The 24756-nt window shown below is 70.8% G+C and carries 23 protein-coding genes and 1 other RNA gene; 3 read left to right on the forward strand and 21 right to left on the reverse strand.

Going from position 1 to position 24756, the window contains the following annotated elements; all coding sequences use genetic code 11:
* Positions 1-79: 79 nt before the first annotated feature.
* Both ACHUEU_RS14560 and clpS read right to left on the reverse strand, forming a co-directional pair.
* On the reverse strand, positions 80-715 hold the full coding sequence (locus tag ACHUEU_RS14560) for a DUF2017 domain-containing protein (RefSeq protein ID WP_394216846.1): 636 nt from the start codon (positions 713-715) through the stop codon (positions 80-82).
* The gene (clpS, locus tag ACHUEU_RS14565) at positions 715-1038 is read right to left on the reverse strand and encodes an ATP-dependent Clp protease adapter ClpS (protein ID WP_394216847.1); all 324 of its coding nucleotides are present in this window, start codon (positions 1036-1038) and stop codon (positions 715-717) included. Before clpS ends, ACHUEU_RS14560 begins: the two co-directional genes overlap by 1 nt.
* A 109-nt stretch (positions 1039-1147) precedes the next feature.
* On the opposite strand from clpS, the gene ACHUEU_RS14570 reads away from it, so the two are divergent.
* On the forward strand, positions 1148-2527 hold the full coding sequence (locus ACHUEU_RS14570; RefSeq protein ID WP_394216848.1) for a nicotinate phosphoribosyltransferase: 1380 nt from the start codon (positions 1148-1150) through the stop codon (positions 2525-2527).
* A gap of 201 nt (positions 2528-2728) precedes the next feature.
* On the opposite strand, the gene ACHUEU_RS14575 is transcribed toward ACHUEU_RS14570, so the two are convergent.
* Both ACHUEU_RS14575 and ACHUEU_RS14580 read right to left on the reverse strand, forming a co-directional pair.
* The gene (locus tag ACHUEU_RS14575; protein WP_394216849.1) at positions 2729-4537 is read right to left on the reverse strand and encodes a DEAD/DEAH box helicase; all 1809 of its coding nucleotides are present in this window, start codon (positions 4535-4537) and stop codon (positions 2729-2731) included.
* A gap of 100 nt (positions 4538-4637) precedes the next feature.
* On the reverse strand, positions 4638-5021 hold the full coding sequence (locus tag ACHUEU_RS14580) for a DUF3039 domain-containing protein (RefSeq protein ID WP_394216850.1): 384 nt from the start codon (positions 5019-5021) through the stop codon (positions 4638-4640).
* 111 nt (positions 5022-5132) lie between these two features.
* On the opposite strand from ACHUEU_RS14580, the gene ACHUEU_RS14585 reads away from it, so the two are divergent.
* Complete coding sequence (locus ACHUEU_RS14585; protein ID WP_394216851.1) at positions 5133-5609, forward strand: VanZ family protein; 477 nt, start codon at positions 5133-5135, stop codon at positions 5607-5609.
* Between the two features lie 102 nt (positions 5610-5711).
* On the opposite strand, the gene ACHUEU_RS14590 is transcribed toward ACHUEU_RS14585, so the two are convergent.
* The 5 genes from ACHUEU_RS14590 to ssrA form a co-directional block, all read right to left on the reverse strand.
* A complete protein-coding gene (locus ACHUEU_RS14590; protein WP_394216852.1) occupies positions 5712-7169 on the reverse strand; it encodes an NAD-dependent malic enzyme in 1458 nt (485 codons plus the stop codon).
* A 118-nt stretch (positions 7170-7287) separates the two neighbouring features.
* Positions 7288-7935 (reverse strand): hypothetical protein, encoded by a 648-nt coding sequence (locus ACHUEU_RS14595; RefSeq protein ID WP_394216853.1) that lies wholly within the window; start codon positions 7933-7935, stop codon positions 7288-7290.
* Between the two features lie 343 nt (positions 7936-8278).
* A complete protein-coding gene (hrpA, locus tag ACHUEU_RS14600; protein ID WP_394216854.1) occupies positions 8279-12181 on the reverse strand; it encodes an ATP-dependent RNA helicase HrpA in 3903 nt (1300 codons plus the stop codon).
* Positions 12182-12209: 28 nt separating this feature from the next.
* Positions 12210-13157 (reverse strand): phosphotransferase, encoded by a 948-nt coding sequence (locus tag ACHUEU_RS14605; RefSeq protein WP_394216855.1) that lies wholly within the window; start codon positions 13155-13157, stop codon positions 12210-12212.
* A gap of 226 nt (positions 13158-13383) precedes the next feature.
* Positions 13384-13754, reverse strand: a transfer-messenger RNA (tmRNA) gene (gene ssrA / locus ACHUEU_RS14610).
* A 213-nt stretch (positions 13755-13967) separates the two neighbouring features.
* Here ssrA and ACHUEU_RS14615 point away from each other — a divergent pair.
* Positions 13968-14540, forward strand: coding sequence for a hypothetical protein (locus tag ACHUEU_RS14615; protein ID WP_394216856.1), 573 nt, complete (start codon positions 13968-13970; stop codon positions 14538-14540).
* Between the two features lie 15 nt (positions 14541-14555).
* Here ACHUEU_RS14615 and smpB read toward each other — a convergent pair whose 3' ends face one another.
* The 12 genes from smpB to ACHUEU_RS14670 form a co-directional block, all read right to left on the reverse strand.
* Positions 14556-15062 carry an SsrA-binding protein SmpB gene (gene smpB, locus ACHUEU_RS14620; protein WP_394216857.1) on the reverse strand — a complete coding sequence of 169 codons (507 nt, stop codon included), beginning with the start codon at positions 15060-15062 and terminating at the stop codon, positions 14556-14558.
* A gap of 147 nt (positions 15063-15209) precedes the next feature.
* The gene (locus tag ACHUEU_RS14625) at positions 15210-16559 is read right to left on the reverse strand and encodes a peptidoglycan DD-metalloendopeptidase family protein (protein WP_394216858.1); all 1350 of its coding nucleotides are present in this window, start codon (positions 16557-16559) and stop codon (positions 15210-15212) included.
* Between the two features lie 2 nt (positions 16560-16561).
* Positions 16562-17479, reverse strand: a complete 918-nt coding sequence (ftsX, locus tag ACHUEU_RS14630; RefSeq protein ID WP_394216859.1) for a permease-like cell division protein FtsX — start codon at positions 17477-17479, stop codon at positions 16562-16564.
* The gene (ftsE, locus tag ACHUEU_RS14635) at positions 17476-18486 is read right to left on the reverse strand and encodes a cell division ATP-binding protein FtsE (RefSeq protein WP_394216860.1); all 1011 of its coding nucleotides are present in this window, start codon (positions 18484-18486) and stop codon (positions 17476-17478) included. The genes ftsX and ftsE overlap by 4 nt, the downstream gene beginning before the upstream one ends.
* 197 nt (positions 18487-18683) lie before the next feature.
* Positions 18684-19799, reverse strand: a complete 1116-nt coding sequence (prfB, locus tag ACHUEU_RS14640; protein ID WP_394216861.1) for a peptide chain release factor 2 — start codon at positions 19797-19799, stop codon at positions 18684-18686.
* A 72-nt stretch (positions 19800-19871) separates the two neighbouring features.
* Complete coding sequence (locus ACHUEU_RS14645) at positions 19872-21017, reverse strand: glycerate kinase (RefSeq protein WP_394216862.1); 1146 nt, start codon at positions 21015-21017, stop codon at positions 19872-19874.
* Positions 21014-21475 carry a pilus assembly protein TadG-related protein gene (locus ACHUEU_RS14650; RefSeq protein WP_394216863.1) on the reverse strand — a complete coding sequence of 154 codons (462 nt, stop codon included), beginning with the start codon at positions 21473-21475 and terminating at the stop codon, positions 21014-21016. Before ACHUEU_RS14650 ends, ACHUEU_RS14645 begins: the two co-directional genes overlap by 4 nt.
* Positions 21475-21906: a hypothetical protein gene (locus ACHUEU_RS14655; RefSeq protein ID WP_394216864.1), complete on the reverse strand. Its 432-nt coding sequence runs from the start codon at positions 21904-21906 to the stop codon at positions 21475-21477. Before ACHUEU_RS14655 ends, ACHUEU_RS14650 begins: the two co-directional genes overlap by 1 nt.
* 32 nt (positions 21907-21938) lie before the next feature.
* Complete coding sequence (locus tag ACHUEU_RS14660; RefSeq protein ID WP_394216865.1) at positions 21939-22442, reverse strand: TadE family protein; 504 nt, start codon at positions 22440-22442, stop codon at positions 21939-21941.
* Positions 22408-22677 (reverse strand): hypothetical protein, encoded by a 270-nt coding sequence (locus ACHUEU_RS16495; RefSeq protein WP_463454941.1) that lies wholly within the window; start codon positions 22675-22677, stop codon positions 22408-22410. The genes ACHUEU_RS14660 and ACHUEU_RS16495 overlap by 35 nt, the downstream gene beginning before the upstream one ends.
* Positions 22678-22780: 103 nt before the next feature.
* Positions 22781-23725: a type II secretion system F family protein gene (locus ACHUEU_RS14665; RefSeq protein WP_394216866.1), complete on the reverse strand. Its 945-nt coding sequence runs from the start codon at positions 23723-23725 to the stop codon at positions 22781-22783.
* On the reverse strand, positions 23722-24594 hold the full coding sequence (locus tag ACHUEU_RS14670; protein WP_394216867.1) for a type II secretion system F family protein: 873 nt from the start codon (positions 24592-24594) through the stop codon (positions 23722-23724). The genes ACHUEU_RS14665 and ACHUEU_RS14670 overlap by 4 nt, the downstream gene beginning before the upstream one ends.
* Positions 24595-24756: the final 162 nt, after the last annotated feature.

Genomic DNA, 24756 nt, shown 5'->3' on the forward strand with positions numbered 1-24756 from the left:
ACGCTCACTGCGTGCCGTTTCACAGTTCGGTCACATCCGCCGGCACGGCGCGGAGGCGGCCGACGGTGCATGCCAGGGCCTAGTCCAGCGCTCGCAGGAGACTCTCCTGCAGCCAGGACAGCAGCTCGTAGACGGCGATGACGATGTCGGAGCCGACGTGCTCGTCATCACCCACGGGCTCTGCCTCCTCGACCTGCTCCCCGATCTGCTGGAGCATCCGGACGGTGTTGAAGTCGCCGTCGCGCTCGAGTCCCAGTCTGTCCGCCAGCACGATCCGCACGTCGTTCAGGGCTCGCAGCATCGCCATCGACTCGGCGTCGTCGATCACGACCTCGCCGTGGCCGCCGCCGCTGCGGTCCAGGATCTTCATCACCAGGCGGAGGTCGGTGAGCTTGCCGTCGGCGAGATCCTGCTGGGCCAGGCGCCGGTACTCGGTCGCGAGGTCCGGATCGTCCGAGGCCGCGGGGAACAGGCGCCTCACAGCGGCGTCGGAGGGTTCGCGGGCGTCGCGACCGGCGAACTCGGCCTCGAGGCGGCGCAGCGGGTCCTCGCTCTGCGCGGCACGGCGCAGCCCGTCCCCGTGGGTGTCGATCCCCAGGTCCGCGCGGATCAGGTCCGCCGTCTCCTGGGCGACCTGGGCGATGATCGCCTTCTCCTCGCCGTCGAGCCGGCAGGCCATGGTCCCGTCCGAGCGACGTCGGAATGCGTGCGCCATCAGCGCTCCCCGGCCTTCTCGAGCGTGGCCTGGAGCCCGAAGGAGTGCATCGCCTGCACGTCGGTCTCCGCCCGCTCGCGGGACCCGCGCGAGACGACCGCGCGGCCCTCCTCATGGACCTGCATCATCAGCTGCTCGGCCACCAGGTGCGAGTAGCCGAAATAGCGACGGAACACGAACTCGACGTAGCTCATGAGGTTCACGGGGTCGTTCCAGACCACGGTGCACCAGGCGCCGTCAGCCTCCAGGACCGTCTGCGCACTGCCCGCGGGGTCGGTGGCCGACTCGGTTCCCGAATCCGCCCGCGCCAGCTCGACCGGCATGCACATCCTCCTGAGTCCAGCCGCACCCCCAGGATCGGGATGCGGCGGAGACGAGTCTACGGGGCGCGCCCGCCCATGCGCCGCCTCAGCACGCATTACGGTGGACCCCGTGACTTCTGCCCTGCTCACCGACCTCTACGAGCTGACGATGCTGGAGGCCGCCCGCGAGGCCGGCACCGCCTCGCGGCGCTGCGTCTTCGAGGTGTTCACCCGGTCCCTGCCCGAAGGACGCCGCTACGGCGCGCTCGCGGGCACCGGCCGCGTGCTCGACGCGATCGCGGACTTCCGCTTCGACGATGCGGACCTGCGCTACCTGCGCAGGGCCGGGGTGCTGAAGGAGGAGACCCTCGAGCACCTGGCCGAGTACCGCTTCGCCGGTGATGTGCACGGCTATGCGGAGGGTGAGCTGTACTTCCCGAACTCCCCGGTGCTGCGGATCGAGGGGACCTTCGAGAACGCGGTGCTGCTGGAGACGGTGGTGCTGTCGATCCTGAACCACGACAGCGGCGTCGCCTCCGCGGGATCGCGGATGATCACCGCCGCGCGCGGCCGGCCCTGCATCGAGATGGGCGGGCGGCGGGTCCACGAGGACGGCGCGATCGCCGCGGCCCGCGCCGCGTACATCGTGGGCTTCGCCTCCACCTCGAACCTCGCCGCGGGCGCGCACTACCGCATCCCGGTGGCGGGCACCGCCGCGCATGCCTTCACCCTGCTGTTCGACACCGAGGAGGACGCCTTCCGGGCGCAGCTGGCCTCCCAGGGCAGCGGGACGACGGTGCTGGTGGACACCTACGACGTCGAGGCGGCGGTGCGCCGCGCGGTCGAGCTGGCCGGGCCTGGCCTGGGCGCGGTGCGCCTGGACTCCGGGGATCTCGCCGCCCAGGCGGGGCGGGTGCGGGAGCTGCTGGACTCCCTCGGCGCGAAGGGCACCCGGATCACCGCGACCGGCGATCTGGACGAGCACCGCCTCGAGGAGCTGCAGGACGCCCCGCTGGACGGCTACGGGATCGGCACCCGTCTGGTCACCGGCGGCGGCCACCCCGCCCCCGGCTTCGTCTTCAAGCTGGTCGAGCGCGAGGGGGCCGACGGGCGGATGCAGCCCGTCGGGAAGCGCTCCACCGACAAGGCCACGCTCGGCGCCGGCAAGGCCGCCTACCGCATGCGGGTGGGCGAGCACGCCCATGCCGAGCTGGTGCTGCCCGGGGAAGAGGAAGTGGCCGAGTTCGAGCGGGAGCTGACCGCGGAGCTGACCTCCGGGGCATCGAGCCCCGACTGGACGCGCACCTCGCTGCGGCCGCTGCAGCAGCCGCTGATCCTCGGCGGAGAGCTCGTCGAGGAGCTGCGCGCCCCGGCCCGGGTCGAGGCGGCACGCGCGCAGCATGCCGTCTCGGTCGCCGAACTGGGCCTGTCCCCTGATGACGGCCCCGACGGCCCGGTCACCATCCCCACCATCACCGACGGGGGCGAGGCGGCGCGGCTGCTGAGCTGAGCACTCTGGGCGCGAGTCGGGCCTGCGATCGCGCGGTCCTCCCGGCGGACGTGCAGGGAGCTCGGCGGTCGCTTCGAGCGGTCCGCACCGCAGCTCGTCCGTCGGTCACTGGCGCAGGGGCGACCTCTGCGGCAGCAGTGGCATAGAGGCCGCTCACCCGCCAGCAGTCGACCATGCCCGCCCGCTACGGGCACGCAATGGTCAGCGGCGGCCGACGAACCAGCCGCGCACGATCCCGATCCGCTCCTGGATCTGCTCGGCGCTGGCCTGGGCGACGGCCGGTCCCCCGCTGCGACTGCGCAGCGTGTTGTGCACCGAGCCGTGCGGGGCGCCGGACTTCTTCGCCCAGGCGGAGACCAGCGTGCTGAGCTCCTTGCGCAGGTCCATCAGCTGGCGGTGATCGACGACGCCGGGCGTGACCGGCGTGTTCGCATGGCTGTTCTGCTGGCGCCTGGCCTGCTGCTGGGCCTGCTGCTGCTGCAGCACGGTGCGCATCTGGTCGGCGTCCAGCAGCCCCGGGATGCCGAGGAACTCCTGCTCGTCCTCGGAGCCGATCGTGCCGCCGGCGCCGTACTCGCCGCCGTCGAACAGGACCCGGTCGAAGGACGCCTCGGACTCGAGCGCCTCGAAGCTCATCTCCAGCTGATCGGCGGCCTGCTCGGGCCGGTTCGCCTGCTCGATGAGGCTCTCGTCGAGCCCGGTCTCCTCATCGCCCGCCTTCGGACGGCGATCCAGCACGTGATCGCGCTCGGCCTCCATCTCGGCGGCGTGCCCCATCAGGATCGGCACCGTGGGCAGGAAGACGCTCGCGGTCTCGCCGCGGGTCCGCGAGCGCACGAAGCGACCGACGGCCTGGGCGAAGAACATCGGGGTGGAGGTGGAGGTGGCGTAGACGCCCACGGCCAGTCGCGGCACGTCCACGCCCTCGGAGACCATGCGCACCGCCACCATCCAACGGTCCTCGGACTCCGCGAACGCCTCGATCCGCTGGCCGGCCCCGACATCATCGGAGAGGACCACGGTGGGCGCCTGTCCGGTGATGTCCTGGAGGGTCTCGGCGTAGGAGCGGGCAGCCTTCTGATCGGTGGCGATGACCAGTCCGCCGGCGTCGGGCACGTGGCGGCGCACCTCGGTGAGGCGCCGATCGGCGGCGGAGAGGACGGACTGGATCCACTCCCCCCGGGGATCCAGCGCGGTGCGCCAGGCCTGCTGGGTGATGTCCTTGGTCTCCAGCGCACCGAGCTGCGCGGAGACCTCGTCCCCCGCTTTGGTGCGCCAGTGCATGCGCCCCGAGTAGGTCATGAACAGCACCGGGCGCACCACGTGGTCGCGCAGCGCCTCGCCATAGCCGTAGGTGAAGTCCGCCTTCGAGCGCAGGAAGCCTTCGCCGTCCTCCTCGTAGGTGACGAAGGGGATCTGTGAATCGTCGGAGCGGAACGGGGTGCCGGTCAGGGCCAGTCGGCGCGTGGCCGGGTCGAAGGCGTCGCGCACGCCGTCGCCCCAGGTGCGGGCGTCGCCCGCGTGGTGGATCTCGTCGAGGATCACCAGCGTGCGGTCGGCCTCGGTACGGGCGCGGTGCAGCGCCGGATGCATGCCGACCTGGGTATAGGTCACCGCGACGCCCTGGAAATGGGAGCCATGAGCGCCCTGGGCATTGGAGAAGTTCGGGTCCAGGGAGATGCCGACCCGGGCGGCGGCGTCGGCCCACTGGGTCTTCAGATGCTCGGTCGGGGCCACCACGGTGATCCGACGGACGGTGCCCTCGGCGAGCAGCCCTGCGGCGATCTGCAGCGCGAAGGTGGTCTTGCCGGCCCCGGGGGTCGCGACCGTCAGGAAGTCCTTGGGGGCGCGGTCACGGTACAGCTCGAGAGCCTCGGCCTGCCAGGCACGGAGCTTGGAGACGGTGCCCCACGCGGCGCGCTCGGGGTACGCGACGGGCAGCGACCGCGCGGCCGCCTCGGAGGGCTGGCGGGGGTCGCTGGTGGAGAAGAGGGAGGGGGTCGTGTTCACAGCGAGAACCACCGTACCGCCGACGGGTGACGACCCGCCGGCGGGTCCGATGTGAGGAAGTCCCCGCGCGCCGGAGGTGCCGCCGGCGCCCGGCGCGAGCTCAGCGGCGCCCGCCGAAGAAGCCGCGGAAGCCGCCGCCCTTGCCGGAGCCTCCCTGCCCGGAACCGCCCGCGCCGTCCCCGCCGTCGTTGGGTTCGCGGAATCCCTCGTAGATCTCCTTGCACTCCGGGCAGACCGGATACTTCTCGGGATCGCGTCCGGGCACCCATACCTTGCCGCACAGCGCGATCACCGGGGTGCCGCCGAGGGCGGCCTGGGTGACCTTGTCCTTGCGCACGTAGTGGGCGAACCGGTCGTGGTCGCCGTCGTCGGTCTTCTGCTCCTGCTCCTGCAGCTCCCGGTCCAGCACCGCGGTGCCGCCGGGGCCGGCGCCCGGATCGTCGCTGTAGGGGTCCACCCGGGATGGATCGGACGTGGAGGACATGACTGCTCCCTGGATCGGTGACGTGATGACTCGAGTTTACCGGCCCCCGTCCCGTCGGTCATCGGCCCTGCCTCCCGCCCTGCGGGTCGCGGCGCTGAGACAATGCTCCCCATGGACGCTGTCGTCGACTTCCTCCGCCGCCTGCCTGACGAGATCGGCCGGATGGGTGGCTCGCTCGCAGGGCGGGCCGGCCTGCTGGCCGTCGCGCTGCTGCTGAACATCGGCTTCTACCTGCCCTCACTACCGGCGAGCATGCCGGGCACGGGCGTGCCCCACCTCGACAAGGCCGTGCATCTGCTGGTGTTCGCCCTGACCGTGTTCACCGCCGGCCGGCTGCTGGCGCCGCGGAGACGGTTCCCGATGGGCTGGATCGTCGTCGTCGCGCTCGGGCATGCGCTGCTGATCGAGCTGGTGCAGCTGGTGGCCCTCCCCCAGCGCAGCGGCGACGGGGTGGACATCCTGTTCGATGTGGTCGGCATCGCGCTCGGGATCGGGTTGTGGATCGGGGAGCGTCTGCGGCGGGCCTCGTCCGTTCGTGCTCCGGAATCCGAGGCCGATCCGGAATCGGTCGCAGAGGGTCGCCGCTGAGGGGCGCCTCGTCGACGCGGTCCCGGCACCGACGCGTCACCCGCGCCCCAGGACGGCGCCCACCCTCCGGTGCGCGCCGTCCTCGCTGAGGCGAGAGTCCGCTCAGCCCTCCAGGGTGATCTCGTCGGCGTAGACGGCGGGCATGGCGCCGGTGATGGTGTCGACCGTCCCGGCCTCCTCCCGGGCGACCTTCTCGACCGCGCTCGCGACGGCCTTGGTCACACCCTCGTGGAACACGCTGGGGACGATGTAGGTGGGGTTGAGCTCGTCCGCGGAGACCACGTCGGCGAGCGCCTTCGCCGCCGCCAGCAGCATCCGGTCGCTGACCCGGGTGGCATGGGCATCCAGCAGTCCGCGGAACACCCCGGGGAAGGCGAGCACGTTGTTGATCTGGTTGGCGAAGTCGCTGCGCCCGGTGGCGACGACCTCGGCGTGCTTGACCGCCTCGGCGGGATCGATCTCCGGGGTCGGATTGGCCATGGCGAACACGACGGAGCGGTCCGCCATGGTCGCGACGTCCTCGGCGGTGAGGATGTTGCCGGCGCTGACCCCGATGAACACATCGGCGCCGGCGACGGCGTCGGCCAGGGTGCCGGTGAGCTCGCGGGAATTGGTCACCTCCGCGATCCAGGGCAGACGCCCCTCGAGCTGCTCGCGATGTTCGTGGACGATGCCGTCGACGTCGGTGACGACCACGTCGCGGGCGCCGGCGGCGCGCAGCAGGCGCAGGATCGCGGTGCCGGCGGCCCCTGCGCCGGAGAGCACGATGCGGGCGGACTCGATGTCCTTCTCGACCACGCGCAGAGCATTCCGCAGCGCGGCGACGACGACGATCGCGGTGCCGTGCTGGTCATCGTGGAAGACCGGGATGTCGAGCTCGGCGCGCAGCCGGTCCTCGATCTCGAAGCAGCGCGGCGCGGAGATGTCCTCGAGATTGATGCCCGCGAAGACCGGGGCGATCGCCTTGACGTGCGCGACGATGTCGTCGACCGAGTGCGCGTCCAGACAGATCGGGAAGGCGTCGATGTTCGCGAAGCGCTTGAACAGCGCGGCCTTGCCCTCCATCACCGGCATCGCGGCGAGCGGTCCGAGGTCGCCCAGACCCAGGATCGCGGAGCCGTCCGAGACCACCGCGACCGTATTGCGCTTGATGGTCAGGCGGCGGGCGTCCTCGGGGTTCTCGGCGATCGCCTTCACCACCCGGGCCACGCCCGGCGTGTAGATCATCGAGAGATCGTCGCGGTGGCGGATCGGGAGCTTCGACTCGACGGTGAGCTTTCCCCCGAGGTGCGCCAGGAAGGTGCGGTCCGAGACCTTGCCGAGCTCGACGCCGTCGAGCTCGCGGATGTCGTCGACGACCTCCATCGCGTGATCGTGGCCCGCGGTGAGGACCGTGATGTCCGCACGCATGCGCTCCGGTCCGGAGGCGGAGACATCGAGCGCGGTGACCGTGGCCCCATGGCTCTCGATGCGGGCGGTGATGTCGCTGACCGCGGCGGAGCGGGCGGCGAACTCGAGTCGGATCGTGATGGAGTAACTCACGGATGGCATCGGTGACATGCTCCACAGCTTAACGATCCGGAAGGGCCTGCGGGCACAGGACGCGGCCGGCGCCCCGGTCCCGGGGACGGCTCCGCGGATGCCCCCGGGCCCCGGGAGGCGCCAGCCGCCGCGGTGCTCAGGCGGAGTACGGCTCGACGTCGTCCGCGAAGCGCTGCCAGATCTCGCGCGCCGCGCCGACCAGCTCGGTGTAGCGCTCCGGGTGTGCGGAGGCCTGCACGGCCTGCGCGGCGGCGCCGGGCTCCCAGGCGGCGACGTCCGGGACGGCCTGCAGCAGTCCCGGGGCCTGGGAGTGCTCCCCGCGGCCGAGGAAGGCGTCGAGCGCGTGCTTCTTGTGCCGCACCTGGTCGTAGGTGCCCCAGCCCATCGAGGGACGCTGCTGGAACAGGCCGCCGGAGTCCGCGTCCACGGCCGGCTCGTAGTTGTACAGCCACGCTTCGACGATCGCGGTGATCAGCGCGATCACAGCGACCTCCTCGCCCAGCCGGTGCCCCTTGACCACCGCGATGATGAACTTCGCATTCGCGACCTGCCAGTCGTCCATCGCGTCCAGCACGAAGCCCTCTCGGGTCTCGGGCCGGGTCAGGAACTCCTCGGTCCACTGCGCGCTCTCCTCGGCATCGAGATCTCCGTCGCCGAGCAGGGCGGCGGAGGCCGGTGCGACGGCGCCGAGCGTGGCCGCTGCGGCAAGGCCGAGGGCGCCGGTGGCCAACAGCCGGCGACGGGAGAACGGGGAGCGGGTGCGGGCGGGGGCGACGGAGGCCATGAGGCAGGTTCCTTCGGTTCCGGGGCGTCGGGAGCTGCCCGGTCGTCCCGGGCCGTGCCAAAGTAACGAAGTGGTCACGGCGCGGGAAGGGTCCAGGTCACAGCCGCAGCGCTGCGGGGCTGGGCAGGGTGCCGCTCTTGCCCCGACCATGACCCGTCCCCGCCGGGCCGCCGAGCTGCACGAGCCTCGTATCGTGGCCGGTCGTCGCTCCGCGGCAGTCCCGGGAGACCGGCTCCGGCGCGGCTCGGCCCCGGCCTGCCACCGCGGCAGGTAAAAGTTCTGTCGCGTGACCTCGCAGACATCGCGGTCGTGCCGTGCGCCACGACCCGGGCGCCGACCGTCTCTATCCGAGCGCGGCGATCGCCGAGCGGATCCGCTTGTCCGAGACCGTCTGCCTGGTGCCCAGGGTCTGGGCGAACAGGCTCACCCGGAACTCCTCCAGGAGCCAGTCGATCTCGCGCGCGTCGGGCTCCGCCCTCCGGCGGGCGGACAGCTTCGCCCGCTGCGTGGCCCAGTGCCGGGTGATGTCCCCGATCTGCCAGGCGAGCTGCTCGTCGCGGCGGGGAGAACCGGGCAGCTTGTCCAGGCGGATCGCGTCGGCCTCGAGGTAGCGGCGCAGGTCCGGGAGGTGATCGATGCCGGTGCGGGAGATGAACCCGTCCCCCAGCAGGGAGGCCGCATGCTCGCGGATCTGCGTGAGATGGGACAGCACGGAGAGCGAGGGTGCCCGGGAGAGCTCCTTGTGGAGCTTGGCGGAGGTGGCGAGCGCCGCCGCGGCGTCCTTCACCGCCTGGGCGGCGAGGGCGTCGTGGCCGCTGCGCACCTGCTCCAGCAGCGCCTCGTACTCCGCCGCGGTGCGCACCTCGGCGGTGCCGGCCAGGTGCACGGTCGCCGCCCGCGAGGCGTCCGCGAGCAGCGCCGCGGTGGAGGCGTAGTCCGAGCCCGCGACGGCGAGCTTGGTGGGGTTGGGCAGGGCGTTCAGCACCGCTCCCAGATCGGCACCGAGATCCCGGTCCAGCAGCGCGATGACGCCCTCGCGGTGCGCGAGCGCCTGCTCGTCAGCGGTGGCGAGCACCGCCAGGTCCACCTGCGTCAGCCGGCCGTCCTCACCCCGGCGCGCGACCAGGGCCGGATAGCCGGTGACCTTCAGCCCGCCGACGGTGGACTCGTGCACCGCCGGCACCCCCTCGGCGGGGAACCCGGGCAGGTCCGTGCGGGCGAGGGAATCGGCGCGGGTGGAGACCGAGGCGTCCACCCGCTTCTTCAGCCGGGCCTTGAGCTGCTCCAGCTCGTCGCCCGCACCGATCTCCCGTCCCTCGTCGTCCACCACCCGGAAGTGCATCCGCAGGTGCGCGGGCAGCCTCGCGGTGTCGAACTCGGGGCCGTACAGCGGCAGGTCCTCCGGGACGCCCGGCAGGGCGACCAGCTCATCGGCGACCGCTTCGAGGAAGAGCTCCCCTGCATCGGGGTCATCGTCGTGCAGCGTCGCGGCCACCGCCTTGGCCCGCTCCGGGGCGGGCACCAGGTGGCGCCTGATCGGCTTGGGCAGGGAGCGGATCAGCTCGGTGACCAGCTCCTCGCGCATACCGGGGACGAGCCAGTCGAAGCCGCGGGGCTCCAGTCGGTTCAGCACTGCGAGGGGGACGGTGGCGGTGACGCCGTCGGTGCCCTTCGCCCCCACCGTGCCGAAGGAGTAGCTCAGCGGCAGCGTGATGTCCCCCTGCACCCAGGTGTCCGGGAACTCGGCGGCGATCGCCTCGGCGACCCCCTCGTCGGCGGCCAGCAGATCCTGTTCGGTGAGGGTGAGCAGGTCCGGGGTCTCGTGACGCTGCGTCTTCCACCAGGTGTCGAAATGGCGACCGGAGACGACGGAGGCGGGGATCCGCTCGTCGTAGAAGCGGAACAGCTGCTCGTCCGAGATCAGCAGGTCGCGGCGCCGGGTCTTGGCCTCGAGCTCCTCGAGCTCCGTGATCAGCGCCTGGTTGTCGCGGAAGAAGTGGTGGCGGGTGCGCCAGTCCCCTTCGATCAGGGCGTGCTGGAGGAAGATCTCGCGGGCGGCCTCGGGATCGATGCGTCCGTAGCCCACGACGCGGTCGGCGACGATCGGCACCCCGTACAGGGTCACCTTCTGATGCGCCATCGCGGAGGCCTGCTTCGAGGACCAGTGCGGGGCGGAATGGGTGCGCTTGACGACGTGGGAGCCGGTCTCCTCCGCCCAGGCCGGGTCGATCCGAGCGGCGGTGCGGCCCCACAGCCGGGAGGTCTCCACCAGTTCGGCGACCATCACGTAGTCGGGGCGCTTCTTGGCCAGTGCCGAGCCGGGCCACAGCGCGAAGCGGGCCCCGCGGGCACCGGCGTACTCCCGGGTGCGGTCGTCCTGGAGGCCGACGTGGGAGAGCAGCCCGGCCAGCAGTGCCTGGTGGATCGCCTGCGGGGAGGCATCGGTGTCGCCCAGGGAGAGATCCACGTCCTTGGCCATGTCCCGCAGCTGCGAGTGCAGATCCCACCACTCGCGGATCCGCAGGTAGTGGAGGTGCTCGGAGCGCACCTCGCGGCGGAACGCCGAGTTGGACAGCGCCTTGCGCCGGGCCTGGAGGTGGTTCCAGAGGTTCAGATAGGCGAGGAAGTCGCTGGTCTCGTCCTCGAAGCGCTTGTGCTTCTCCTTGGCCTGCTGCTCCTGGCCCAGCGGTCGCTCGCGGGGGTCCTGGATCGACATCGCGGCGACGATGATCAGCACCTCGCGCAGGGCGCCCAGGCGATGGGCCTCGATGAGCATGCGCGCCATCCGCGGATCCAGGGGGAAGCGCGCGAGGGTGCGGCCCACGCGGGTGAGCCGGCGCCCGCCCGGTGCGCGCGGAGCGTCCTCGATCGCCCCGAGCTCGTCCAGCAGGCGCACGCCGTCGGTGATCGCGCGGCTCGCGGGCGGCTGCACGAAGGGGAAGGACTCCACGTCCCCGAGCCCCAGCGAGGTCATCAGCAGCACCACGGAGGCGAGCGCGGTGCGCAGGATCTCCGGCTCGGTGAACTCGGGCCGGCCCTCGAAGTCCTCCTCGGAGTACAGCCGGATCGCGATGCCCGGGGCGGTGCGACCGGAGCGGCCGGAGCGCTGGTTCGCGCTGGCCTGGGAGATGGGTTCGATCGGCAGTCGCTGCACCTTGGTGCGCTGGGAGTAGCGGGAGATGCGGGCCAGCCCGGAATCGATCACATAGGCGATGCCGGGCACGGTCAGCGAGGTCTCGGCGACGTTGGTGGACAGGATGATGCGGCGGTAGGTGCCGGCCTTCGGCGGCGAGAAGATCTTCTGCTGGTCCTGGGCGGAGAGGCGACCGAACAGTGGCAGCACCTCGACCGGCAGGGCGGAGCGGCCCTTCGTGCCCCGGTCCAGATGGGTGGTCAGCGCCTCGGAGATCTCGCGGATCTCCCGCTCGCCGGGAAGGAACACGAGCATGTCCCCGGGGCCCTCGGCCGCGAGCTCGTCCACCGCATCGGTGATCGCCTGGGTGAGGTCGCGCTCGATGGAGTGGATGTCCTCGAGCTCGTCGTCCTCATCGACCTCCGGTTCCAGCACCAGCGGCCGGTAGCGGATCTCGACGGGATAGGTGCGGCCGGAGACCTCGATGATCGGCGCGGGCTCCCGCTCCCCCGTGGGAAGGTGACGGCCGAAGTGCTCTGCGAAGCGCTCGGGATCGATGGTCGCCGAGGTGATGATGATCTTCAGGTCCGGACGCTGGGGCAGGATCTGGCGCAGGTACCCCATGATCACGTCGATGTTCAGCGAGCGTTCGTGGGCCTCGTCGATGATGATCGCGTCGTAGCGCTTCAGCAGGCGGTCGCGGCCGATCTCGGCCAGCAGGATGCCGTCGGTCATCAGCTTGAGTCGGGTGCCGCGGCCGGTCTCGCGGGTGAAGCGGACCTGGAAGCCGACCGTTCCCTCCCCCAGCTTCTCGCCGAGCTCGCTGGCGATGCGCTGGGCGACCGAGCGGGCGGCGATCCGCCGGGGCTGGGTGTGGCCGATCAGCCTCCCGCCTCGGCCATAGCCGAGCTCGAGCAGCATCTTGGGGATCTGGGTGGTCTTGCCCGATCCGGTGGCGCCGGCGATGACCACCACCTGGTGCTCGCGGATCGCGGCCTGTATGTCCTCCCGGCGCTGGGAGACGGGCAGATCCCCCGGATAGGTGAGGCGCGGGCCGGAGGCCTGGGGCGGGGCGGGGGTGGCCGGGTCGGGCGTCGGGGAGGGCGTGGTCATGGCGACCCCACTCTACGTGGCCCGGGCGTCAGCTGGTCAGGAGCCGGTGGCCGGCCGACCCCAGCTCGTGCTCGGGTGGGTAGGCGGTGATCAGCAGGAGCGCCAGCCGGGTCGCCCAGGCCCAGGCCCGGGCTTCCAGCGCTTCCCAGACCGCCTCCTCGTCGATCCCGGTCCACGCGGCCGCCTCCCGGTAGGCGGTCAGCAGCTGGGCCGACGGCGCATGGAGCAGCAGTCCCCCCAGATCGCTCGCCGGGTCGCCCCGGGTGGTGTCCCCCCAATCGATGAGCGTGGCCCCTCCGTGCGCGCCGGGTGCCGGGACCACGACGTTGCCCGGGTGGGGGTCCCCGTGCAGCAGCAGCTCCCGCCCGTCCCACAGGGCAGCCGCGAGCCCGGTCCGCCAGCGGGTCTCGGCCCGGTGCTTGAGGTCCGGGTCCAGGGCGGCGCGATCCAGATCGGCGTCGAAGGCCGCGGCCCGCGTCGACAGCGGCACCCCGCGCACCGGGTTGTGGCCCACCTCGGGCCCCGGCCCGGAGTGGAGCGTCGCCAGCATGCGGGCGAGCGCCTGCGCGGTCCCGAGGCGCACCTCCGGGCCCGCCTCCGCTGCGGTGACCCCGTCGATCCAGGGCACCAGCACCGCATCGTCCTGGGTGGCCAGCACCGTCGGCACCTTCATCGGCAGCTGTGTCCCCAGCCCCCGCAGTCTCCGCAGCACCGTGACCTCCCGGGCCAGCAGCGCACGTGAGGCCTCGCGGCGTGCGACGCGCAGCACGAGCTGATGCCCGCCGAGTCGCCCGACCGGCCACAGCGCGTTGTCCCAGCCCTCGGCACGCGGCAGCTTCCCGATCGCCCAGTCGACGCGCTCCAGCTCGACCCCGTCCTCCGGGCGGAGCCGCGCGCACAGCAGTTCGATGCGACGCAGGTCGACAGGAAGGTCAGCGGGAGGTGGGGCAGGAGCGACACGCGGCACGCCGGTCATCCGGCTACCGTACGGGCGGCGGGACCGCTCGGCAAACCTGCTCGCCGTCACGACACGGAGGACGGGACCGGTGCGGCCCGCATCGAGATGACGGCGATGAGGCGATGCGGCCTGTGGCCTGCCCGTTCCTTCCCGCGCGCCGAGGAGGAGCACCGTGCCGACAATGCGAGAAGCCCCCTCCCCTACGCATCAGCGCAGGTGAGGGGGCTTCTCATGGTGAGTGCAGTGGTGGAGCCGGCGGGAATCGAACCCGCGTCCGATAGTGCGGAGCGAGGGCTTCTCCGGGCGCAGTTCGCAGTAACGTTTTCTCAGTCCCGACGCTCGTGCGAACGCGTCGTCGACGGACTCAGTCACTCTGAGGTGTTCATCCTTCCCCGATGACGAGGGTCGGCAGCAGTGGCTCCTTAGATGATGGAACGATCCGGGTCAGGAGCACTCCCGGGGTTCCAGACTGCTAACGCTGATCAGGCAGCGAGAGCGAAGTCAGTGCGCTTAGGTTCGGCACTTATTGGTTTCCAGAGAACGTTTACGAGATGACTCTGGCTTCTCGGCCCGCTTCCCCTTGCTGGACAACTACCGTCGAAACCGATCGGCCCCTGGCGTGGGTATGCAGAACAGACTCTCGACAGTCCCTCAGGACTGTCCGTGCACTCACTCTTCAATTGTCAAACACCCACTGACGGCGGGTCTCCCCGGGCGTCATGCTTCGAGTCTACCCCTCCCGGCAGAGGAACTGAAGCGAGTATCCCTCAGCTCACGGCGAAGAGCCAGTTCCTGGACCCGGTCCCGCCGAGGGGAGAGGATGGCTCCGTGAGCAGTTTCGAGGCCGCAGGCATCCACGTCACCGTCGATGACGAGACGCTGCGCGAACAGGTCTCGGACCCCTCGGCCCTGGCCCGCTGGTGCGCGCAGCATCCGCAGGATCCACGGACGGTCGGCTATCTGCGGATGCTCGGTCGGCTCGACGATGCGGCGATCGCCGGGCGGCTGGCCCTCGCCGCGGAGGGTCTCTCCCCCGTGATGCGCGCGGTGCGCCGTGCCCGGTACGCCCACGTGCTGCAGTGGCAGGGGGCGTTCGTGGCCGCCGAGGAGCAGCTGGACCTGGCCGCCGAGGAGACCGGGCTCGAGGACCCCACCTCCCCCTCGTCGATGTCGGTGCTGGCCGCGGTGTTCCAGCACCGGGCGAAGTGCCGGTTCGAGCACGCACAGGCCGAGCACCGGGACGGTCGGCGCGAGGCGGCGGCTCACCGCTGGCAGGAGGCCCTGGAGGATGCCCGTCGGGCGCTGTTCATGCGTGAGCACCTCGGCGTGGCCGCCGACCAGGTGCTCGCCTCGAGCCGCCAGACACTCGCCCGGCTCGCCCGGCAGGATCTCGCGGTCTGAGCGCCGCTGGCGCCGTCAGGCCAGCTCGCGCCGACGCATGGCGCGCTGTGCCTCGCGGAGATCCTGCTTCTCCCGCAGGGTCTGGCGCTTGTCCCATTCCTTCTTGCCACGGCCCAGCCCGATGACCACCTTGGCGTGGGAGCCCAGGAAGTACATCTCCATCGGCACGATGGTGAAGCCCTTCTCGCGGGACTTGCTGGCGAGCTTCTCGATCTCGACCTTGTGCAGCAGGAGCTTGCGCTTGCGCCGGGCGGCGTGGTTCGTCCAGGTGCCCTTCACGTACGGGGCGATGTGGGCGTTGTCCATCCACACCTCGCCGCCCTCGATGTAGCAGTACCCGTCGATCAGGGAGGCGCCGCGGTCGCGCAGGGACTTCACCTCCGTCCCGCTGAGGACGATTCCTGCTTCCCAGGTCTGGTCGATGTAGTAGTCGTGCCGGGCGCGCTTGTTCGAGGCGATGAGCTTCTTCGGGGGCCCGTCGTCCGCGGCGGCCTTCTTCGCGGCCTTCTTCTTCGCCGACATCGGGTCCCTCCTGTCGTTCGTCGCGGTGTGTTCGTCGCGGTCAGCACATGGTCCAGGTGCGTCCGGCGACCGGATGGCCAGCTTACGCGGTGGTCACCATCGGCCGCGAGCTGTTTTCGCCGACGGCGTCAGGAGCGGGCAGGCTGCTCAGATGTAGTTGGCCGGGTTGACGGCGTTGCCGTCCTCGTGGACCTCGAAGTGGAGGTGGTAGCCCGTCGAGGACCCGGTGGTGCCCACGTAGCCGACGGTGGTGCCGGCCGAGACCTGTGCTCCGACCGGCAGGGCGTATCCCTGCAGGTGGTGGTACGACGTGGTGACCAGGTGCCCGTTGATGATGCCGTGGCTGAGGATGATCTTGTTGCCGGCGCCGCTGTTGTAGGTCCGGGCGATGACGCGGCCCGAGTGGGCGGCTCCCACCGGCGTCCCGCCGGCGGCCGGGAAGTCGACCCCGGCGTGGAGCTTGCGGGTGCCGTAGATGGGGTGGACGCGCCAGCCGAAGTTCGAGTTGAGCCGGGCGTTGACGGGATGGACCCAGCCGCTGGACGAGCTCGAGGAGCCGCTCGAAGACCCACCGCCGCCGGTGCTCTGCTGCTGGTTCTGCTGGCGCTGCTGGCGTTCGCGCGCCTCACGCTCACGGGCCTCGCGCTCCGCACGCTCCCGCTCCTGGCGCGCCAGCTCCTGGATCTCGGTGTCGAGCGTGGAGCTGCGGGTCTCCAGCGTCGAGACATCGCCCTCGTACTTCGCCTTCTTGGCCTCGAGAGCTTCACGCTGCGTCTTCTGCGTCTCATAGAGAGCATCCAGCGCCTGCTTGGCCTCGGAGGCCTCCCGCTCCGCCTTCTCGGTGCGCTCGACCGCCTTCTCGGAATCGATCTTCAGCTGATCGATCTCCTCCCGCACCGCGACCAGCCGCTCCGCGGAGTTCTCGGTGACCGCCTGATCCATGCGCAGAGTGTCCAGACGGGTGCCCTGCGAAGCCATCGTGAGGCGGTAGTTCATGGAGCGGTCGACGGCATCCTGCGGTGAGGCGTTGCCGATGTAGACCGTGGACGGGTTCGGGACCCCGCCGCCCTTGTAGGCGTTCAGCGCCACCGAGGCGAGCTCCTCGCTGCTCGTGTCCACCTCCTCCTGGCCCTCTTCGACCTCCCCGGAGAGGCGCTCCTCCTCGGCCTGTGCCGCAGCGAGCCGCTCGCCGATGATGCGGTCCTCCTCGCGGGCGGCCTCGAGCTCTCGCTGGGCCTCCTCGAGATCCTCCTGAGCCTGCGGGATCAGCAGCTCCGTCTCCGCGAGCGCGAGATAGGTCTCGGAGAGATCCTCGCTGACGTCGCTCAGCTCGATACGCAGGTCCTCCAGCTGTCGATCGACCTCTTCGCGCTCGGCGATCTTGTCCTCCTTGGAGCCGTCCGCCGAGGCCGGGGACATCGGCGCGACCAGCATCGGCAGCGCCACCAGGGCGGCGGCGAGGATGCACAGGGGACGGCGCAGGCTGTTGAGGACCATGCTCATACCTTCAGATAGCGGTTGAGGGAGATGACGGACGAGGCGATGGACAGGACGCCTCCGAGGATGACCAGCAGCGGGGCGGCCCACAGGAGGTCGACGGTGCCCACCGTGATCAGCTGCTCGCCGAGCGTGGGCGCGAGCCATCCCTCCACAATGTAGTGCAGACCCACCCAGAGCATGCCGGAGGCGATGACGCCCCCGATGATCGCGGCGACGGCCCCCTCCAGCAGGAAGGGCAGGCGGATGAACAGGTTCGAGGCCCCGACCAGTCGCATGATCGCGATCTCACGACGGCGCCCGGCGACCGACATGCGGATGGTGGTCGCCACCAGCAGCAGGGCGGCGATCAGCATCAGCACCGCCAGCCCCAGGGCGAACATCGTGGACTGGTTGAGCACATCGATGAAGGGGGCGAAGGTGCTGAGCAGGTCGGTGACCTCGTCGACCCCATCCCGGCCCTGGAAGAACTCGACCACTGCGGCGGAGTCGTCGGCGTTCTTGAGCGTGATGTGGAAGGAGACCGGCATGTCCTCCGCGGTGAAGTTCGAGACGAAGCTCTCCCCCTCGAACTGCTCCTGATAGATCTCCAGCGCCTCCTCCTGGGAGCGCTCCGAGGAGGAGGCGATGTAGGGGGCGAGCACATCGTCATCGAGAGCCTCGCGCACGGAGTCGATCGTGGCGTCGGTCGCCGCGCCGCCGGCGCAGGACGCGGCCGTGGAATGCGGGGAACACAGGAAGATCGTCACCTGAGACTGCTCGACCAGCGTCGACTTCATGTCCATGATCTGCTTCTGCATCACCGCCCCGGTGCCGACGAAGGTCAGCGAGACCGCCGTGACGATCACGACGGAGATGACCATCGCGATGTTGCGCCACAGTCCGGTGAAGATCTCTCCGAGGATGTACCGCGCCCTCATCGCCGCTCCCCCTCGGGCTCGTCCAGGGAGGGGCCGTTCACGACGGGCTCCTCGGCGAAGGCGTCCTCGACGAAGAACTCCTCATCCCGGACCTGGAGGGACTCGCGCTCGTCGATGAGGTCCTCCTCGAGCACGTCGTCCGGCGACGAGGCCGAGCCGGCCCCCTCCGCGACAGCGAGGTCCCCCCGGGAGCCGTCCGCCGCCGAGGACGACTCGGCGGTCGTCCCGTCGGGGCCCGGGCCGTCCTGCGGGTCCTCCAGCGGATGCTCCTCGCGATGACCGGAGTCGTCGGGAAGGTTCCCGGAGATGACGCTCACCGGGGCCGGGGTCGCGTAGGTTCCGCGCTCCTCGTCGCGCACCACCAGCCCGGCGACCATCTCCACCACGCGGCGATGCATCCGGTCCACGGCCGTGCGGTCATGGGTGGCCATGACCACGGTGGTGCCGCGCTCGTTGATCTCCGCGAGGAGGTCGAGGATGCCACCGGCGGTGGCCGGGTCGAGGTTGCCCGTGGGTTCGTCGGCCAGCAGGATCGAGGGCCGGTTGACGTAGGCGCGGGCGATCGCCACGCGCTGCTGCTCGCCGCCGGACAGCTCGTGCGGGAGCCGCTTGCCCTTGTCCTCCAGGCCCACCATCTCGAGCATCTCGGGCACCAGGCGGCGCACCACCTTGCGCGGGGTGCCGATCACGGCGAGAGCGAACTCGATGTTCTGGTACGCCGTCTTCGAGGGCAGCAGGCGGAAGTCCTGGAACACCATCCCGATGTCGCGCCGCAGCGCAGGAACCTTCCACGACGGGATGCGCGAGAGATCCTTGCCGGCCACGTACACGGTGCCGCGGGTGGGAGCGACCTCCTTGAGGACCATCCGCATCAGCGTCGACTTGCCCGAGCCGGAGGCCCCCACCAGGAACACGAACTCCCCGCGGGTGAACTCGATGTCGAGATTCTCCACTGCGGGGTGCTGTCCACGCATGTACGTCTTGGTGACGTCGTCGAAACGGATCACGGGTGCCTGTCACATCGGGGATGTCTTTCCCGCCCAGCGTAGGGGCGCAGGCACCGGAATCGACTCTCCTGTGGACAGCGTCCGGGTCAAAACCTGGTCAAGGGTGCGTGCCTCCAGTCACGTCGGCTCGCAGCACGTTGATCAGCAGCGCCCTCCGAGCCTGATCGCCTACCGCTCGCACGCTCGCAGCACGTTGATCAGCTGTCGGACTTGCCCTGTTCGGCGCGCCAGCGGATGCCGGCATCGATGAACTCGTCGATCTCACCGTCGAACACCGAGGAGGGGTTGCCCTCCTGGTGCTCGGTGCGCAGGTCCTTGACCATCTGGTACGGGTTCAGCACGTAGGAACGCATCTGATCGCCCCAGCTGGCCTTGACGTCGCCCGCGAGCTCCTTCCGCTCGGCGGCCTCCTCGGCCTTCTTCAGCAGCAGCAGCCGGGACTGCATCACGCGGAGCGCCGCGGCACGGTTCTGGATCTGGGACTTCTCGTCCTGCATGGAGACCACGGTGCCGGAGGGCAGGTGGGTCATGCGCACGGCGGAGTCGGTGGTGTTGACCGACTGGCCGCCGGGGCCCGAGGAGCGGAACACGTCGACCTTGAGGTCGTTCTCCGGGATCTCGATCGCATCGGTGGTCTCGATCAGCGGGATCACCTCGACCGCCGCGAAGGAGGTCTGGCGGCGGCCCTGGTTGTCGAAGGGGCTGATACGCACCAGGCGGTGGGTGCCGCCCTCGACGGACAGGGTGCCGTAGGCGTAGGGCGCGGAGATCTGGAAGGTGACCGACTTCAGCCCGGCCTCCTCCGCGTAGGAGGTGTCCATGACCTTCGAGGCGTAGCCGTGCCGCTCGGCCCAGCGCAGGTACATGCGCATCAGCATCTCGGCGAAGTCCGCGGCGTCGACGCCGCCGGCACCGGCGCGGATCGTGACCACGGCGTCCCGCTCGTCGTACTCCCCGGCCAGCAGGGTGCGCACCTCGAGCTCGTCGAGGGTCTTGTGGATGCTGACCAGCTCCTCCTCGGCCTCCTGCAGGGTGTCTGCATCGTCCTCCTCAGCAGCCAGCTCGACCATCACCTCGAGGTCCTCGACGCGGGAGGCGAGCTCGCTGATACGGCGACGCTCGGACTGGGCGTGCGAGAGCGCGGCGCTGACCTTCTGGGCGTTGTCGACGTCGTCCCACAGGTTCTGCGCGGAGGCCTGCTGCTCGAGGTCGGCGATCTTGGCGTCGAGCGCCTCGATGTCCGTCACCTGTTCGATGGAGGACAGGGTCGAGCGGAGCTGGGTGATCTCTGCGGAGAAGTCGATGGAAGCCACGAGGCGAGAGTCTACGGCAGGGCCCTGGGCCCCCGGTGCGCGCCGCATGCCCCCGCCGCTCTCCGCACGGGATCAACCGCCCGTCACGGTGTCGTTCCCGGTTGGCTCCCGCAGCCAGGTGCCGAGGTCGCGACCGATCTCGACCAGCAGCTTCTCGCCCTCCTCGAGCGCGCGACGCGTGGAGCCGGCGCGGGAGGTGAGATCCCACGCGTCATCGATCCCGGCGCTCCCCAGCTCTTGCGCTCCGAGGGTGATCACCCCGGCGACAGCGGCGACCGGCAGTCCGCGCTCCCGGGCCCGACGGGCCACCTCTGCAGGCCCCTTGCCCTGCAGGGTCTGGGCGTCGAGCTTCCCTTCGCCGGTGACCACCACATCGGCCTGGGCCAGCAGTGCGTCGACACCGACCAGTTCGAACACCGCGTCGGCGCCCGAGCGCTGTGCGGCGCCGAGCAGGAAGAGACCGAACCCGGTGCCGCCGGCAGCACCTGCGCCGGGCCGGTCACGGTGGGCGCCGGAGGGGTCCAGGATGCGGGCCGCGGCGGCGAGGACCTCATCGGCTGCCGAGATCTCCGCAGCGGCAAGACCCTTCTGGGGACCGTAGACGGCGGCCGCCCCCTCGGGGCCGAGCAGCGGATTGGTGACATCGTTGGCCGCGATCACGGTGACGCCGTCGAGGACGGCGCGCGCGGCGCCGAGGTCCGCGGTCGCGAGGGCCCCCAGTCCGCTCAGGCCAGGGCCGAGGTCGGTGCCATCGGTGGCGCGCAGCTGGGCGCCGAGGCCCTGGAGCAGGCCGGCTCCGGCGTCGGTGGAGGCGCTGCCGCCGAGACCCACCAGGAGAGTACGGGCACCGGCATCGATCGCGGCATGCATCAGTTCGCCGAGCCCCCGGGTGGAGGCGGCGTGCGGGGCGAGCTCTCCCCCGGGCAGGGCATCAAGGCCGACGGTCTCGGCGAGCTCCAGCACCGCCACGTCCTCCTGCAGCGCCCAGCGCACGAGGCGGGGCGCTCCGGTGGGCCCGGTGACGGTGGTGGTGCGGGTGGCGAATCCAGCGGCGCACGCAGCATCGACGGTGCCGTCGCCGCCGTCGGCGATGGGGCAGGACAGCACACGCAGCTGCGGCGCGGTCTGCGCGATGCCGCGGCGCAGAGCGTCCACCACCTGCGCGGCGGTGAGGGTGCCCTTGAACTTGTCCGGGGCGAGCAGCACGGTGGGGGTCATCGGGCGCGGGCCTCTCCTTCGACGGTCAGCGGGATGGCGGTGCCCGTCCCTCGCGTGAACCATCCTGCCAGGGGCGGGTGCGTGCGCGCGGTGAGGACCACGTGGACGGTGCCGTCGGGGTCGACGGCGAGGGAGGCGAGGGCGATATCCTCGGTGCGCGTCGTCTCGTGCGGATAGTCGCGCAGCTGCGCCTCGGCGGCGGCGCGGGCGGACCTCGGGCGGATCGCGGTGCCCTCACCCGCGGTGTAGAGGCGCGCAGGATCGACCGCCTGAGCTGCGGCGAGGGACGCACTGTCCGCGGCGTGCTGGAGGCCGTTGCGTTCGAGCTGCACCCCGGTGATCGCGGTGCCGACAGCGATCACCATGAGGATGACCACCAGCACTCCGGTGGTCAGGATCGTCATCGACCCGCGGGCTTCGTGCACCTGGTCACGGAGCCTGCGCAGCAGGCTGTGCATCAGGGTCCTTCCCGGTACTGGTCGACCTGCACGGCATGGGCGGCACCGACGGTCACCGGGCCGGTCTCCCCCAGCACCGGTCCGAGCCCGGGGACGGGGACGGGGATGCGCACCTGAGCCGTGACGGTCCCGCCCGGAGTGGCGCAGGGATCCTCGGTGCAGTGGAGCGTGACGACATCGCCCGTCGGCAGGCCGTGGTCCTCGAGGATCAGGTCGGTGTGCCGTGCCATCTGCTCCACCGCGAGCTCGGGGTCAGATTCCGTGGCGTGGATCCGGGCCACGTCGCGGGAGATGGAGTCCGCCGCGAAGACGGCCGCCTGGACGTTGCCCAGGGTGAGCACGAGGTAGAGGGAGGGAATGAGCAGCGCGGCGGACAGCACCACGAATTCGACGAGCGCGTTGCCGTTCTCGGCGCGAAGATCCCCGCTCATGGCCTGCTCCGCGGGGCGAGGTCGTCGTCGGTTCACCACGACTCCTCGTCGATCGCGCGTCCCTGCACCGTCATCGCCCCGGCCGGACCGAACAGCCCCACCAGCGGCAAGGTGGCACTCACCTCGACGCGGATGACCCCGTCCGGGCCCTGCACCGAGGTGGCCTCGGCACCCAGCCGCCCTCCGAAGCGTTCGTCGATCAGCCGTTCGGCGCGCGCGGCACCGTCCTGCGGCGACGCCCCCACCAGCGAGGCATGGTACGCCCCCTGGATCGCGGCGTCCGCGAGCGTGTTGCGGGTGTGGACGATGAGCGCCGCCTGGACGATCATCACCGCGATCAGGATGATCAGCACTGCGACCATCGGGAACTCTGCGACGGCCGAACCGTCCTCGCCACGGAGCCGTCCCCGCCGATGGCGTCGGTCCTCCGGACGCGACGGCCGAGCTGCCGGCCCTGCGACAGTGCGCCTGCGGTCACGTCCCGTCAGCATGACTGGCGGTTCAGAGGCTGCCGTTGAGGAACGGTGCCATCGCATTCTGGAAGATCTGCACGATCTGATCGGAGGCGACGGCCCAGAGGGCCACCACGATGCCCGCGGTCATCAACGTGATCAGGACCCATCCGGGCACATCACCCTGCTCGGAGGCGAGACGGACCCGCAGTCGCCGCGTGAGGGAGGACCGCTTTGGGAACTGTGGCCCCAGCTCGGGACCGGGGAGGGCTCTGCGACGCCGGGTGCTGCGATGGAGTCGGGAACGGTGGACGGTCATGTCTGCCTCCTCGGCGATTGTTCCGGATCGGATTCCGGTGGTCGGGTCGTGTCGGTCGGATTCGGACGGGAGGACGGGAGGGCACGGGGCGGGCTGAGGGCGATCACAGGGTGATCTCCAGGACGGCGAGACCGGGGAAGATCGCGAAGACGATCACCAGGGGCAGGACGAAGAACACGACCGGGACGAGCATCATGATCTCGCGCTGGCCAGCGGTCTCCATGAGTTCGCGCTTGGATTCCTCACGAGCGTCCTGCGCCTGGGCACGGAGCACATCCGCGAGCGGCGTGCCGCGTTCGATCGCGATCGAGACGCCCTCGCCGAAGCGGCCGAGCGACCCCAGCGGGGTCCTGGCTCCCAGCGATGCGAGCGCCTGGGACACGCTGGTGCCGGCTCGGATGTCCGCGACGGTCGCCGCGAACTCATCGGGCAGCGCGCCGGACGAGGTCCGGGCGACGCGTTCCATCGCCGCGATCGGACTCTCCCCGGCCGCGACGGCCAGCGCCAACAGATCGGCGACGGTCGGGAACTCCCGTGCCATCCGTGCCGCCCTCCGCTTGATCTCCGCCCCGAGGAGATAGTCGCGCAGCAGCACCCCCGTCAGAGCACCGACACCGACGATGAGCAGGCCCATCAGCGGGCTGGTGCCACGCAGGGCGATCGCTGCCACGGCGAGGACGACCCCGAGCACCAGGCCGGCTGCCCCGAAGACCACCTGTTCGACGCGGAAGGAGTCCACGGACGTCCGCCGTCCGGCCAGGCGCAGCCGGCGTTCGAGCTGGTCCGCTCCGCCCGTGAGCCTCTCGAGAAGACCGAGCACGCGAACGGCCACCGGCCCCATCAGGTTCTCGAGCACCCGGCGCAGCTGACTGGTGCTCCGCGGTGCCGCGAACAGCGATCTGGAGCGTGAGCGACGAAGGTAAGGATCCACGCGGGCGCCGAGGTCACGCGAGCGCAGCCAGGGAAGCCGCCCCAGGATCAGAAAGAGCCCCACTCCGCACAGGAGACCGAGGCCGGTGCCCGCCAGCAAGGGGCCGGAGAGGCTCATCGCAGCACCCTCTCGTCCTGGGGCAGCCTCGCGATCAGGAGCATCACGCGATAGGCGATCAGCGAGGCCACGGCACCGGCCGCGATCAGCACCAGACCGGTCGCGGAGTCGTAGGCCTGAGCGGCCTGGGGCCGCGTCGCCATCAGGGCCAGCACGATCCACGGGGCCGCCAGGGCCAGCCGGGCCGCGTTGACGGTCCAGGACTGGCGCGCCTCGAGCTCGGCCCGAGTGCGGGCGTCCTCACGCAAGAAGGCGGACAGGGTGCGCAGCAAGCTGCCAAGATCCGTGCCGCCGACATCGCGGGTGATGCGCAGCGCCTCGACGATCCGGTCTCCGATCGGATCCGCCAGTCGGATCTTCAAACGGTCCAGACATGCCGCGAAGTCCCCGCTGGCCTGATAGTCCAGGGCGTACTCGGAGAAGGCGGGGCGGAGCTCATCGGGACCTTTCCGGCTGAGCTGCACCAGAGCCTCCGGCAGCGAGAGCCCGGCCCGGATCGCGGAATTGATGTGATCGACCGCCTCGGGCCACACCTCCCGCATCGCCGTGGTGCGCCGCCGGGCCGCCGAGCGCAGCACCAGGACGGGCAGGACCGACGCGACGAGCCCGATGGCCAGTGACGGGATGACGGCGCCGGAGATGGCCCACAGGGCAGCGGCCACCACCAACCCCAGTCCGATGCTGAGCGCCGGGACAGCGGCGGGTGGGACCGTGTCGAGGCCGACCTTGATCAGGTCGTCACGAAGCCTGTCCATCCCCCTCCCGACGATCCCCCGCCGGGAGGCGGCGTCCTCCTGCTCCCACAGCGACCACCAGATCGACAGCAGTCCGAGGCCGGCGATCAGGCCGAGGAACGCTCCGTCGCTCATGCCGCGCTCCGACCCAGCAATGCGCTCAGATCGTGGCCTGCCCGTGCGAAACGGTCCGCATGCGGAGGCTGCCCGTCACCGCGCACTAGGGCGTGTCTCCTATTTGCGTAGCCAGGCGATGACGGCGCAGAGGACGACGCTGGCTCGGTAGGTGATGGCGTG

This window comes from Brachybacterium vulturis (assembly GCF_043641765.1).
Classification (GTDB): domain Bacteria; phylum Actinomycetota; class Actinomycetes; order Actinomycetales; family Dermabacteraceae; genus Brachybacterium; species Brachybacterium vulturis_A.

Excerpts from the sequence above, each read along its gene's own strand:
- ACHUEU_RS14560 (WP_394216846.1), bottom strand. The coding sequence starts at position 715 with ATGGCGCACGCATTCCGACGTCGCTCGGACGGGACCATGGCCTGCCGG.
- clpS (WP_394216847.1), bottom strand. The coding sequence starts at position 1,038 with ATGCCGGTCGAGCTGGCGCGGGCGGATTCGGGAACCGAGTCGGCCACC.
- ACHUEU_RS14580 (WP_394216850.1), bottom strand. The coding sequence starts at position 5,021 with ATGTCCTCCACGTCCGATCCATCCCGGGTGGACCCCTACAGCGACGAT.
- ACHUEU_RS14585 (WP_394216851.1), top strand. The coding sequence starts at position 5,133 with ATGGACGCTGTCGTCGACTTCCTCCGCCGCCTGCCTGACGAGATCGGC.
- ACHUEU_RS14590 (WP_394216852.1), bottom strand. The coding sequence starts at position 7,169 with ATGTCACCGATGCCATCCGTGAGTTACTCCATCACGATCCGACTCGAG.
- ACHUEU_RS14595 (WP_394216853.1), bottom strand. The coding sequence starts at position 7,935 with ATGGCCTCCGTCGCCCCCGCCCGCACCCGCTCCCCGTTCTCCCGTCGC.
- hrpA (WP_394216854.1), bottom strand. The coding sequence starts at position 12,181 with ATGACCACGCCCTCCCCGACGCCCGACCCGGCCACCCCCGCCCCGCCC.
- ACHUEU_RS14605 (WP_394216855.1), bottom strand. The coding sequence starts at position 13,157 with ATGACCGGCGTGCCGCGTGTCGCTCCTGCCCCACCTCCCGCTGACCTT.
- smpB (WP_394216857.1), bottom strand. The coding sequence starts at position 15,062 with ATGTCGGCGAAGAAGAAGGCCGCGAAGAAGGCCGCCGCGGACGACGGG.
- ACHUEU_RS14625 (WP_394216858.1), bottom strand. The coding sequence starts at position 16,559 with ATGGTCCTCAACAGCCTGCGCCGTCCCCTGTGCATCCTCGCCGCCGCC.
- ftsX (WP_394216859.1), bottom strand. The coding sequence starts at position 17,479 with ATGAGGGCGCGGTACATCCTCGGAGAGATCTTCACCGGACTGTGGCGC.
- ACHUEU_RS14645 (WP_394216862.1), bottom strand. The coding sequence starts at position 21,017 with ATGACCCCCACCGTGCTGCTCGCCCCGGACAAGTTCAAGGGCACCCTC.
- ACHUEU_RS14650 (WP_394216863.1), bottom strand. The coding sequence starts at position 21,475 with ATGCACAGCCTGCTGCGCAGGCTCCGTGACCAGGTGCACGAAGCCCGC.
- ACHUEU_RS14655 (WP_394216864.1), bottom strand. The coding sequence starts at position 21,906 with ATGAGCGGGGATCTTCGCGCCGAGAACGGCAACGCGCTCGTCGAATTC.
- ACHUEU_RS14660 (WP_394216865.1), bottom strand. The coding sequence starts at position 22,442 with ATGCGATGGCACCGTTCCTCAACGGCAGCCTCTGAACCGCCAGTCATG.
- ACHUEU_RS16495 (WP_463454941.1), bottom strand. The coding sequence starts at position 22,677 with ATGACCGTCCACCGTTCCCGACTCCATCGCAGCACCCGGCGTCGCAGA.
- ACHUEU_RS14665 (WP_394216866.1), bottom strand. The coding sequence starts at position 23,725 with ATGAGCCTCTCCGGCCCCTTGCTGGCGGGCACCGGCCTCGGTCTCCTG.
- ACHUEU_RS14670 (WP_394216867.1), bottom strand. The coding sequence starts at position 24,594 with ATGAGCGACGGAGCGTTCCTCGGCCTGATCGCCGGCCTCGGACTGCTG.